Genomic DNA, 13,016 nt, shown 5'->3' on the forward strand with positions numbered 1-13,016 from the left:
CGTCTGTGGATTCGGTCGATCGGGTGAACTCGTATCCGCCATCATGCGTCCTTTCGTTCGTTGTCGACACCCATCGTAGAAGCGTCGTAGTCGACTTGGTTGCCGGACGGGACATGTGGAACATCCTGTTTCGGGAATGGAACGCATGCGCCGTTGAGCAGGGCGTGGGCGTAGTGGTGGAGTTGCTCACGGGTGAGTGCGTGGCCGCGAAGGTAGGCCCAGTCGAGAACAAGCATCAGCGTGGAGGCATAGTGGTCGGCGATCAGTTCATCGGGCAGGTCGTGTCGTCCGTGATCGGTGCAGGCCTGCATGAGCATGCGCGCGCGTTCGGCGATGAATGCGCGCAGGCTTATGAACAGCGGACCGTCGGCGGGATTGTGCTCCAATATGGCTGCGAGCAGGTCCGCGTTCGATTCAAGCAGGTCCGCCATTGCATCGAGGGCGACATCCACGCGGCGCTCCGGTTCGATCGATTCGAGGTCGGTCATGTTTGCCCGCCCCGCCAGCGTGGTCCAGCAGTAGTTCACCAGATCGTCGCGATCGTCGAAGTAGTTGTAGAACGTGGCACGTGGGTAGGAGCTCGTCTCGCAGAGCTCGTTGATGCTGATCGCGGTGAGGGGCTTGGTGCGCAGCAACCCTGTCATCGCGTCGAAGAACGCGTCGAGCGTGCGGATGGTTCCGCGTGTGAGCTTGCCGCTGAGATCTTTTTTCATGGGGCTCCCCTCGGTGTGTTGCAAGGCATGGCAATGGTTTCACGCTAGCGCAACGTCCGTAATTTTGCAACTGTCTAAAAATCGACTACTCTCAAGTTTAGACAGTTGTACAACTGTAGACATTCGCAAACAGATGGAGGAAGCCATGACGAACAATCACGCGCCCAGAGTCGCCGCACCACTCACGTTGCCCTGCGGTGTGACGGTGAAGAACCGCTTCTACAAGTCGGCGATGAACGAAGCGATGGCGGGTCGGAACTGTGCGCCCACCGAGAGGCACGTACGCCTCTACCGTACGTGGGCCGACGGCGGGGCCGGCGTGCTGGTCACCGGCAACGTGATGGTCGACCGCACCCAGCTGGGCGAGCCGGGCAACGTGGCGGTCGAAGATGAACGCGATCTTGCCATGCTGCGTCGCTGGGCCAAGGCCGGCACCAGCAACGGCACCCACTGCTGGATACAGATCAACCATCCAGGACGACAGTCCCCCATCACCATCAACCAGCATCCCTATGCGCCCAGCGGAGGAAAGCTCGAAGGCGACTACGGTCGATTCTTCGCCGAACCGACCGAACTGACGGTCGAGCAGATCCACGACATCGTGCGTCGGTTCGCCAACACCGCCCGTATCGCGAAGAAAGCCGGATTCACAGGCGTGGAGATCCATGCCGCCCACGGCTATCTCATCAACCAGTTCCTCTCCTCCGCCGACAACCGTCGCACCGATGAATACGGCGGCGATATCGAGCATCGCGCACGCTTCCTGTTCGAGGTGTTCGATGCGGTGCGCGAAGCGGTCGGTCCTGCGTTCCCCGTCGCGGTCAAACTCAACTCGAGCGATGTGCCGATCGCGGTGAAGACCGGTGCCAAGGATGTCGTGTTCGCTGGATTCGACGAGACGGAGTCGATCTGGGTCATGAAGCAGCTTGAACGACGAGGCGTCGACCTCATCGACATCTCCGGCGGAACCCTCGAACAGCCGGTCATCCAAACCACCAGTGGTGCCGTCGAGGATCGTAGGCGTGGCGTGTACTTCACCGAGTTCGCGCGCCGCGTCAAAGACGAGCTCACCGTACCGATCGCGCTGACCGGGGGATTCCGCAGCGTACGCGACATGGAGCGCGCACTCGACGAGGACATCACGCAGATGATCGGCGTCGCTCGTCCCTTGGCGCTCGTCCCCGATCTGCCCAAGCGCATCATCCGCGACCATTGGGAAGGAACCGTCGATCTGCCGTGGGTGACGACCGGCCTCAAGGCGCTCGACAAGGCATTCGGCGGCATCCTCGTCATCAGCTGGTTCGAATTGCAGATGAACCGCATCGGACGCGGACGGAAACCGAATCCCCGCATTGGCGGAATGCGCGCACTGTGTTTCGCGATCGGCAAGCACGGGCCTGCCGCGCTGACGCCACGCCGTCGCAAAGGCCGCCAGTAGCACACGACGAGTCGCGTAGTTACGCACGTTTTCCGGGTCCGTAGCGTGCGTAACTACGCGAAACCGTCGTGACGGCGCGGAGTTATGCAGCCGAGTTATCCACAATGGCGTGACATTCGACCACATGCTCCGATCCGCCTTGCCGCGACGTTCTCTGATCGTTCATCATCGTTGCATGAGAACGAACAACGATATTGAACGACTCCGCACCCAGGCGGAACGAGCCCGACGCTGCTTTTATCCGACGAGTCGATCACAGCAGCAGGCGGCATACGCCAGAACACGCGTCGGACAACTGGTGCGACCGTACCGCAACATGTATGCGGACTCGGAATACTGGAGCACGCTGCCGCCTCCGGAACGCTCGCGACACATCATTCGTACGATGGCGCAGCAGTATCCGGGTCGTGTGTTCGCCGGACTCAGTGCCGCCGCAATCCTGAGTCTTGAGTATCCATGGGGTCTGCACGCCGATGGTCTGATCTACATTGCCGCGCCCCGCGGCCGTTCGGCGGGTACCCACCCGCAATTGCGGCACATCGTCCTGACGGACACTCCGGTTCGCACGGTGGTTGACCGTATCGATGGCGGGCGGTTCGGGACGCTCATACTGCCGGACCCGGCAACGTATGACGGAATCGGCGACGTCGTCAACACTATGCGTATCACGACACCAGCCCGTACGCTGGTTGACTGCGGATTGCGGTATCCGTTTGTGCAGACGCTGCCGATGTTTGATTCCGCACTGCGGCGCAATCTGGCCACTCGGGAGGGGCTCCTCGAACTGTGCGATGGGTTGCGGGCAGACTGCGGACCGGTCATGCGACTGTTGCGGTACACCAATCCCCTCAACGAGAACGGTGGCGAATCGCTGTGCTATGGCACGATCATCGAAGAGGGGTTCGCGGTACCGGAACTGCAGCACGTATTCATTGATCCGGATGATCCACGGGTTCGGTACCGTGCCGATTTCGTATGGCATACGTCGGATGGACGCGTGATCGTGCTGGAGTATGACGGTACGCGCAAATATGTCGATCCGGCCATGACGAACCGGCGGGACGTGCGGGATGTGGTACGCAGGGAACGGGCAAGGGAGGACGCGCTGCGACGTGCCAAGGTCACGGCCATCATCCGCACGGACTATGACGAGGTGATACGACGCACTCCCCTACGTCGTAAACTGCTGACCGCAGGCGTGCCGATGGCCGTCGCCGACCCGCGGTATGAACGTCGTCTCGACATGCACGGACGGGAATGGTGAATATGACGAAGGTCGCGCGTAGTTACGCACGTTTTTCGGGCCCGTATCCTGTGTGACTGCGCGCGACCGTCGTGACGGCGCGGAGTTATGCAGGATTCGTGGCGGCATCACCACTGTTCCGATTCGGCAGACCGTTCGGTATCATGGTCGGTTGGACTTTACGAGAGAACAACGAACTGACGGCAGGTGAACCATGGCAATTGACGCACAGGGACTGGAAATCCGCATCGGCGCACGTACGCTGCTCAACCCCACGGACTTCCACGTGGCGAAGGGTGACCGCATCGGTCTGGTCGGCCGTAACGGCGCCGGCAAGACCACCCTCACTCGCGTCATCACCGGTAGCATGCTGCCCACCGCCGGCAAGGTGCGCGTCACCGGCAAACTCGGCTACCTGCCGCAGGACACGCACACCGGCGACCAGGAGCAGACCGCGCTCGACCGCATCATGAGCGCCCGCGACATCAACACCATCCTCACCCGCATCCGCAAAGCGGAAAAGGACATGACCAACCCCGATCCCGACATCATGGACAAGGCCATGAAGCGCTACGACAAGGCGCAGCAGGACTTCGAAAACGCCGGCGGCTACGCCGTCCAGTCCGAAGCCATCGTCATGGCCGAAAGCCTCGGCCTCGACCAGGAAGTCCTCAAGCGCGAACTCGGCACCCTCTCCGGCGGCCAGCGTCGACGCATCGAACTGGCTCGCATCCTCTTCTCCAACGCCGACACCATGATCCTCGACGAGCCCACCAACCATCTCGACGCCGACTCCATCGAATGGCTGCGCGACTACCTCAAGAAGTTCCAGGGCGGCTTCCTCGTCATCTCCCACTCCACCGAACTCCTCGACGAAGTCGTCAACAAGGTCTGGCACCTCGACGCCCAGCTCGGCCAGATCGACATGTACTCCCTCGGCTGGAAAGCCTACCTGCACCAGCGCGCCGTCGACGAGGAACGCCGTCGCCGCGAACGCGAAGTTGCCGAAAAGAAGGCCGAACGCCTCATGAAGCAGGGCATCCGCCTCCACGCCAAGGCCACCAAGGCCACCGCCGCGCAGAACATGATGCGCCGCGCCGAGAAACTCCTCTCCGAAACCAGCGAAGCCCAGAAGCAGGAAAAGGTCGCCGACATCCGCTTCCCCGAACCCGCACCCTGTGGCCGCACCCCCATCATGGCCAAGGACATCTCCAAGGCGTTCGGATCCAACATCGTTTTCGCCGGCGTCAATCTCGCCATCGACAAGGGATCCCGCGTCGTCATCCTCGGCTACAACGGCGCCGGAAAAACCACCACCCTGCGCATCCTCGCCGGCATCGACAAGCCCGACACCGGCGAAGTCGTCTTCGGGCACGGCGCCAAGATCGGCTACTTTGCCCAGGAACACGACACCCTCGACAACGACGTGACCGTGCTTGAGAACCTCACCCACGTCGCGCCCGAACTCAACGACACCCAGGCCCGCAGCATCCTCGGATCTTTCCTCTTCTCCGGAGACGACGCGCTCAAACCCACCCACGTCCTCTCCGGCGGCGAAAAGACCCGACTCGCACTCGCCACCCTCGTCACCTCACGCGCCAACGTACTCCTCCTCGACGAGCCCACCAACAACCTCGACCCCGCATCCCGCGACGAAATCCTCAAAGCCATCGCCAAATACGAGGGCGCCATCGTCCTCGTCACCCACGACGAAGGCGCCGTCAAAGCCCTCAACCCCGAACGCGTGCTCCTCATGCCCGACGGGGACGAGGATCTGTGGAGCGACGACTACCTCGACCTGGTTGCCGAGGAATAACGGAGCGTCAGCCGCGTTGCTCCTCAGTCGACGTACCGTTGTACGTCTTCCTTCGGTGCGCCTTGCTGCCGCACGCGTTATTCCTCGGCAACCCACCTGGGGGTTGAAGGCCTTGGAGCTGAGCCGCTAGACCGGTAGTTGAAACGAGACAGGTCCGGACGAACGTGCGCGATCACAACGTTCGTTTCGACTACCACATCACATATGAGCCACGGCTTGGCCACAATCCCGCGAAACCCGACATCCCAGACGCGACAACGGCATATACTGAATGCTGTTTACGCAATCAATGTCAGGGAAGAACGGGGTGAACCGCCATGGACGAATCCACGGATTCGGCTACACAGGCTACAACAACCAACACCAACCACACGGCACCCAAGCCGGTACAGGAAAGCAAGCACGCAGGATCAGCCGTCAAAGCCGCACTCGCCGCCAACATCGGCGTAGCCATCGCCAAACTCTGCGCAGCAGTATTCACCGGCTCATCCGCCATGCTCTCCGAATCCGTACACTCCATCGCCGACTGCTCCAACGAAATCGTCCTCATGATCGGCGGACGATTCTCCCACCACAAAACCGACGGCGACCACCCATTCGGCCTCTACCGCGCCAAATACCTCGCATCATTCGTCGTCGCCACCCTCCTCTTCTTCGTCGGCGGCTTCTTCTCCACCTCCGAAGCCATCAAAAAGATCGTCGCCGTCGCGGAAAACCCGGCCATGCGCGACGCCAATCAGGGAGAACTCCTCGTCGCGCTCGCCGTCGTTGCCATTAGCGCATGCCTGGAAGGCTACGGTCTGCATCAGAGCGCCAAGGAAGCCAACGAGCGCATGAAGCGCACCAACACCCCGCACATGGGGCTGTACAAGTTCTGGGGACGCACCAAGTCCGCCGAACTCGCGGCCGTGATCATGGAGGACACGCTCGCGCTCATTGGCCTCGCCTTCGCAGGCGCGGGCATCGGACTGGCTATTCTGCTCGACAACGAACTCTGGGATGCCGTCGGTGGTCTCATGGTCGGCCTGGTGCTGATCTGCGGATCCCTGCTGCTCGCCTTCAAATCCGGATCCCTGCTGATCGGCGAAGCGGTCGACCCGGACACGCGTTCCAAGATCGTCGATGCCGTCAACGCGACGCCCGGCGTAACACGCCTGCTCAACATGCAGACCGTGCACATGTCCGAAAACGACATCCTGCTGTGCGTCAAGATCGAAACCTCGAAACTCGACCGCGACTTTGATGTGCAGACCGTCGACAAGCTTGAGACCTCAGTGCGCAACGCCCTGCCATGGTACACGTTCGAGATCTACGTGGAACCCGACATCTACCGCAAGGACCACAGCAAACCGATCGAACTGTAAACCGACCCGGTCGAACGTGAAAGGCGTCATGATTGCACGGACAATCACGACGCCTTTCCCTATAGGTGGACTACTGCGCCGAACCGTTGTCGTCCAGTAGGACCTCCTGTAGGTAGGAGCGGGAGGTGTCGGGATCCTTGTAGGCCACGTAGGCCTTCGAAGAGACCTCGAGAATCTCCGCTGTCTTGCTTTCCGGAGCGGATACGATGACCTGGAATCCCAGCCGCGGCAGCACGGACAGCGCACGTTGCGTATACCGGCCGTCGGCCTTGATCAACGCCTCGTCCAGGAACAGCGTGGTGTACGTGGGCTGGCCGGTCACGTCGCCACCCAACAGGTAGATCAGCGCGGCGCCGTACACGAACGAGGTGAGCTCCTGCAACGCGCCACCCGACTTGCCGCCGGTGGACGTGATGCGCTCGTCTTCGCCGTCCTTGTGATGCACGACCGCGTAGAACGATGATCGGCAGCGTGGATCCAGATTGCGGGCGCCGTAGCTGCGGATGCCGTTTGCGTCACGTACCTGCTCAAGCTCGGTTCGGAGACGGTTCACCAGTCCGGCGCACCGGGCGAACACCCGCCGATTCTCCTCCGGCGTCGAAACGCCGCCTGCCTTCCATTCGTTGAGCAGGACCATCGTACGCTTCAACGGACCGGTGAATGCCGCCTCCGGACGACGGACATCCGCGCCGATGGACAGGCTGCCATGCTTGGGCCCGAACTGCTGACCGCGCAGCATGGCGTTGATCTTGTCAAGCTGATCGCCGATGTCACGAGCGTCGGCGTCGATCGCACGATTGAGCTGAGTGAAGTCCATGAGCATCTTGTCCAGACAGTTCACGTACTCCTCGTTGGTGGCGTTCACTGCGGCCAGTTGCGATAGACTCCTCAGCTCCTCCTGATAGAACCGATAGTCCCCCACGCTGGCCGTGACCGTATCGTCATCCGGCACATATAGTTCGCAGTACGTGGCCATGCGATCCTCTACGGCGGACCGTGCGGAACCCACGCCGGCGCGCAGCATGCCGATCCGCTGACGAAGGTCGCTCTCCACGCTGGCCACGGTGCTGGCGACGAACGACTTCCCCGCACCATCGGCATCGGTCTTCCCCGCGCCCGCCATGACGATTACATGGGCGCGGTCATCATGGTTGAGCACGCTGGAGAATGCACGCTCATAAGCCGCATCCAACACCTGACGAACATCGTCGGCAAGTACCGGTGTCGTCGTTCCCTCCTCCGACGGGCGGGCGGTATGCCCTACGTTCGCGGTGGCGGAAGCGGCAGGAGCATGCGCTTCCAGCCACCGCTGCGCCGACTGGATCGCCTGTTCGGTTCCCTGCTTTGCCATCTTGGCTTCGACGGCGTGTTCACGGGCCTCGTTCAGCTCACGTACAAGGCCCTGCTTGATGTCGAGCAGCCGGGCCAGTTCGGGATCGTTACGAATCGCATCGATGGTCGCCTCGAGATCAGCGATCCGCCGTTCTGCGCCATCGACGTCGACCTTGTCCCACGGCGTGTACGACAGCTGCTCGGCCAGATCCTCCCTGGCCCGCAGCGTCTCCAGGTCGTTGCTGGCCGTGCGGTACTCGTCGTCGGCGGAGACCAGTCTGGCTTCCGCATCGGTGACCTGGTCGCGTAGCTCCTCAAGATACGCCTCGGTCACGAAGCCGATGACCGGGTGCATGCCCTTGCTGCCATGATGGCCATGCTTGCCGGACTTGACCTGTCCGTCACGCTGCACCTGCCGCGTCGAGCGATCCTCATCGTCGATGGCATCCACGCACAGGGCGTCCAGCCGTTCGGAACACGTCTGGGATTTCAGCCAGTCGGCGAACGGGGAATCCTCCCGATAGCGCAGCTTGCCGGACATCCACGCCTTCTCGCTGTCGGAGATGTAGTCCCGCGTGGTGTCCACGAACGTCCACGTACGACGAACCATCAGCTTGGGGTCGATGGCGCTCACCTTGGCCGCGAATCCCGGTTCGTGCCGCTTGTCCACGAGAATGGTCTGGGCCAGCTGGCCGTACACCACGTTCATGGCGTTCCGCCATTCCTCGGCGTCCTCTCGTACGTCCATGAGCTCGGCCACATACGGTAGCTCGGCCACGGATAGGCCGGTGGCCTTGGCGATCAGCGCGCGGGCCTCATCCATCGGTTGGGAGATGCGGGTGCGCTGCGTGCGCTGACGCTCATAGTCGCGACGCAGCACGGCCAGTTCGCGTTTGATGCCGCCGCTCGTCTCCACGGCGGTGTTGCGTCGCTCCTCCAGTTCGGCCTTGTGCTGCGCGAGATCAGCGTCGAGCGCGGCGAGACGAACGCGGCATTCCTCCCACGACTGCCGATCGGCAGGCATGGTTTCACCGGCGGATGTGAACCGTGCCTGCATGCGTTTCCGCTGCTCCCGTACGTCGTCCAGCGCATGCTCGGCCTGCTCGAGCTCCGTCTCCAGACGGCTCAGATTACCACCGTCGCGCTCCTGCATCTGCGATTCGATCTGTGTGACGCGCTCCTGCAGATCATTGACTTTGCGCTGCAGAGATTCAAGCTCCTGCTCCTGACGTTGCAACGCGAGCTCGTCAAGTGGCAGCTGCGCGCGCACCTCACCGGTCATACGGGACGTCACCCAGGCGGCAACCGTCGCATGCCCCTGCCGCTCGTCGTCGGGGTCCACCGCAGTAAACGCACGTTCCTGCTGTACGGCGTCGACGTAGGCGTCGTGGCTGGTCTGAATGTCCCTGAGCTTGGCGATTCGCTTGGCCTTCTCCTCCATGCTGCGGAAGTTCGCGTCGTATCGCTCGTAGTCCGTGACGGCGGCCTGGGCGAGTTCGATCGCCTTCGGTACGCCGAGCACACCCTGCTTGAAGATGTCGTCGAGCCGGGATGGGGCATCCGCCGACTGCAGCTTGTGCAGCAGCCGGCATGCCTCCGCGCTCAGACCCATGATCTGCCAGATGTGCGCATGGAACACGTCGGCGTTCGGGAACGTGTCGCACCCGTCGTACGTGTTCTTCAACTGGGTTGGGGTGAACGGGGTGTCGCGATACCGGTCCATCAGCCGAGGATCGATGGCATGATCCCATGTGACGTACTGGCGGCGAACCTCTCCCTGACCGTCTCCGGCGGACAGATACAGGAACTTGCCGCACGACAGCGTCTGACCGGTCGTGCGGTTCACGTAGGTGTCCACGATGGCGCCCCACACCGGCTGCGGTGTGCCGTCATCGCCTCGACCGCGCAGGAACACGGGGACATCCCCGCCGCCGCTGTTGCCGTAGCCGAGCATGCCGCGCAGATACGTGTAGTCGCTGCGTTCGGAGCGGCCGGCATTGGACGCTTTGTTAAACGGCGTGCCTGTCGGGTACAGCAGGGAGATCTGCGCGTCCACCAACGTGGATTTGCCCGACTCGCTGGCGCCGGCGAGCAGGGTCACCGGAAGCTTGTCGTCAGTGGACGGACGGAACTCGTGATAGCCGTCGTACGATCCCCAGTTGACGATGCGGCGACTATCCAGCATCCATCGGTCGGCGATGATCTGCATATCGTACGACATGGTCACTTCCCCTCCTCATCGTTCACGGTGTCTGCGGGAACGTCGTCATGATCGTCGTCCGCGTCGTCGAACAGTGTTATGGCGTCGTCCGTAACTGCGCGATGCTCGGCTGGCTCTGTGGTATCCGTTTCCACAGCGTCGTCCTCGTACGATTCATCCGTTCCCGCTTCCAGTGATGTGGATTCAGACGTGTCGGTGGCGGTGGGATTCGCGTTCAGCCATTCGTTGGCGAGCCGACGATCCAAGACCACGGGCACCAGCGGCGTGATGCGGTACATGCCTTCGTCGTTCTCCACCGCAGTCAGATATCCGTGGGTCAGCGCCATGGAGACGGTAATGGACAGCTTCTTCAGCACGCCCTCCTCGTCGTTGCGCGCGGCGAGATATCCTGCGCCGGTGGTCAATGCGGCTCGGATCTCCTCAAAACCGACGATCCATTGGTCGACGTTGGTATTCACGTTCTCGTACTCCAGCACTCGAATACGCAGGAACGCGAGCAGCGCAGCCTCCTCGCGGGTCAGGCTCGCACGGGTCTTCAACGACCGGATCGTTACGTCCGGACCACTGACCGGTGTGGCGTACATGATGCGATACCGGTCGTTGACCACCAGTTCCAGCATGTCGTTGTTCAGGGAACGAACCACTGCATCTCGATTGTCCAATACCGTGTCGTACAGGCTGCCGGCGATGTACCGATCGCGCTTGAGCGCAATGGCCGCCATGCGGGCGTCGGCAGGCATAGTGCTGAGATCACCTTCGAACAGGGCGTTCGGATTGACGTCGTTGACGGCATCGTCGTCGTCGATCATTCCGGTCATCGTTGCGTTCATCCTTCCTCCATGATGTCGTCCAGCAGATGTTCGTCCACCATTATCGGACGGGTTCTCCAGGAGCGTTGCGCACCATTGAGCGTGACGCAATGCCAGGTCACGTAGTCATCGCCTTCGGCGCGCATGCTGCCCAGAAAGCCGATGATCTCGCTTTCCCGCCGTTCCTCCGCAGGCAATTGGTTGAAGCTGGCGGCCATATCCACCAAATCGCCGCGCTTACAGGGGTTTTCTCGGATGAGCGAGACCATGCGTTTGAGACGAGGGCCTCCTACTTCGATCATCGAACGAATATCGGGAGGCGGGGTCTGAGCGTCCGTACGATCGTCCAGCCCCGGTGTTGTGGCGCGCGTCATGGGCTTGGCTGGCCGTGTCGGAAGGCCTGCAAGACGGACGAATGCCGTATCGGTCTCATATGGCGCGCTACTGTCATCCGGGTCGGCTTTCGCCTCGGTATTAAGTTTGACGAACAGTTTGTTCAGTGTGTCGAGCATGGTGCGATACCGGGTGTCGGTCTGCTGCCGGACCAGACGGCTGACCGCCTCGTCAGAGACGCGCATCTGGCGGCGTACGTCCTCGATGCCGTCGTAGATATGCGCGAGCTCCGACTTGACCTGTCCGAGCAGTGCGTTCGTCTCCCCTGCCAGATATGGGGTCTTGGCGATGGCACGCATGGCGTCGTCGATCTGCTGACGGCCCTCGTCGGTGACGATGACCTGGAATGCGTCCTCGAAACGGCGGCCGCTGTCGGACTCGCGGAAGGCCCGACGATATTCGTCATGGTATGCGGTGAGGATCTCATCCACGCTCATGCCGCCGGATTGCATGCGCCGCCGTAGCTCGTCGCCGTTATCGCGTTCGGACAATGCCAGTTCATGCAATTCGACGGGTACACCACGCAACGTGTTGTGGATCACCGCGATGATGTCGTCCACATCCTGTTCGGACAGCCGATTGTCACTCCGCCCCTGCAGAATGCGCTTGATCTCATGCTTGCGGGCCTTGATCTCGCGATTGAGCAGGGTGATACGTTCCCGGGGGTCCTCGGTCAGCTGCATGCGCGCATGCTCGACCTACATGATGATGCTGTTCGCCTGTGCGCCGGACAGGTTCTGCGTATCGTCATCGAGTCTGGTGAGCGCGTCGATCGCACGATGGGCGCGGGCGGTGAGCCGGTACAGGAACCGATGTGTTCCCACATCCAACGAGTTGGCGAGCCATGCGTAATCGCCAGCACCCTCACGAGTGAGCTCGCCAAGAATCAGCCGCGAGGCCGACTGATAGGTCTGGTCCTCGGCAAGCGTGTAGTCACCGATCTCCGCAAGCCCGCGCAATCCCTGAGCGAGACGATCCTCCAGGATCTCACGAGGCAGCTCCGTGGTCAGCGGATCGAATGCGGAGCGCAGCAGCGCCACGTACATCCTTGAATTGGTGCGGAGAAGCAGTCGCAGCACGCCGGTCTCGTACACCGGTCGCAGCCGTTCCATCTCCTGTCTCACATCACCCAAAACCGACCTCGCTCTTCCATACGTCACGTGTGCGATTGCATATAGAAGCTAGCATACGACGTCATATGCGGCATGACACGGAACGACTCCCACAGGGCCGTCCAGCCATCCTATCCACGCTGGTAGTACAGCGCGAAACCGATCCGCAGCGCCTGCATCAGGCAGACCACGATCCCGCAGGTAAGGCCGATGGTGCCGAGCACCACGCTGTGATATATCGGCAACAGCATCAGCGTTCCGACCATCACGATGACCAACGTCACCTCCAACACCTTGGCGGTCATGGCATTGGCCTGGGAAATGATCTGCCGATCGCGTTCGTCGAACGGCAGGGTGGCTTCCGTGGCAAGCGACATCTTCTCGGAGAATGCGCTTGCCAATTGCATCATGCCGGCAACGAGCCACAGGGCCGGAAGGGTCCACTTGAAAATGCGGTCGAAAATCGGCATTCCCGTATATGGGGCGGTGACGAACACCGCCTGAATCAGAAAGAACGCCGCCGCGAACAGGCTGATCACCGCCCTGTGCAGCGTTTTGCGTCCGTGGATCTTCAT

General features: G+C 61.7%; 8 protein-coding genes and 1 pseudogene. 4 read left to right on the top strand and 5 right to left on the bottom strand.

What is annotated here, in order from left to right; all coding sequences use genetic code 11:
- Nucleotides 1-41: 41 nt before the first annotated feature.
- Nucleotides 42-713: a TetR/AcrR family transcriptional regulator gene (locus D2E23_RS00460; RefSeq protein WP_126029058.1), complete on the bottom strand. Its 672-nt coding sequence runs from the start codon at nt 711-713 to the stop codon at nt 42-44.
- A gap of 145 nt (nt 714-858) precedes the next feature.
- Here D2E23_RS00460 and D2E23_RS00465 point away from each other — a divergent pair, with 145 nt between their 5' ends.
- From D2E23_RS00465 to D2E23_RS00480, 4 genes are all read left to right on the top strand, one after another.
- Complete coding sequence (locus tag D2E23_RS00465) at nt 859-2,151, top strand: NADH:flavin oxidoreductase/NADH oxidase family protein (RefSeq protein ID WP_126029059.1); 1,293 nt, start codon at nt 859-861, stop codon at nt 2,149-2,151.
- Nucleotides 2,152-2,326: 175 nt separating this feature from the next.
- Entirely contained in the window at nt 2,327-3,415 is a 1,089-nt protein-coding gene (locus tag D2E23_RS00470) for a CTP synthase (protein WP_241227158.1), read from the top strand.
- Between the two features lie 193 nt (nt 3,416-3,608).
- Complete coding sequence (locus D2E23_RS00475; RefSeq protein WP_126029060.1) at nt 3,609-5,210, top strand: ABC-F family ATP-binding cassette domain-containing protein; 1,602 nt, start codon at nt 3,609-3,611, stop codon at nt 5,208-5,210.
- A 317-nt stretch (nt 5,211-5,527) separates the two neighbouring features.
- Nucleotides 5,528-6,574 (top strand): cation diffusion facilitator family transporter, encoded by a 1,047-nt coding sequence (locus D2E23_RS00480; protein ID WP_126029061.1) that lies wholly within the window; start codon nt 5,528-5,530, stop codon nt 6,572-6,574.
- A gap of 70 nt (nt 6,575-6,644) precedes the next feature.
- Here D2E23_RS00480 and D2E23_RS00485 read toward each other — a convergent pair whose 3' ends face one another.
- From D2E23_RS00485 to D2E23_RS00500, 4 genes and pseudogenes are all read right to left on the bottom strand, one after another.
- Complete coding sequence (locus D2E23_RS00485; RefSeq protein ID WP_241227177.1) at nt 6,645-10,127, bottom strand: ATP-binding protein; 3,483 nt, start codon at nt 10,125-10,127, stop codon at nt 6,645-6,647.
- Nucleotides 10,128-10,129: 2 nt separating this feature from the next.
- The gene (locus D2E23_RS00490) at nt 10,130-10,945 is read right to left on the bottom strand and encodes a DUF4194 domain-containing protein (protein WP_126029063.1); all 816 of its coding nucleotides are present in this window, start codon (nt 10,943-10,945) and stop codon (nt 10,130-10,132) included.
- A gap of 8 nt (nt 10,946-10,953) precedes the next feature.
- Nucleotides 10,954-12,462, bottom strand: a pseudogene (locus tag D2E23_RS00495) (DUF3375 family protein).
- A 110-nt stretch (nt 12,463-12,572) separates the two neighbouring features.
- Nucleotides 12,573-13,016, bottom strand: coding sequence for a hypothetical protein (locus D2E23_RS00500; protein WP_126029064.1), 444 nt, complete (start codon nt 13,014-13,016; stop codon nt 12,573-12,575).

Origin of the sequence: Bifidobacterium callimiconis, from assembly GCF_003952005.1 — a bacterium.
Classification (GTDB): domain Bacteria; phylum Actinomycetota; class Actinomycetes; order Actinomycetales; family Bifidobacteriaceae; genus Galliscardovia; species Galliscardovia callimiconis.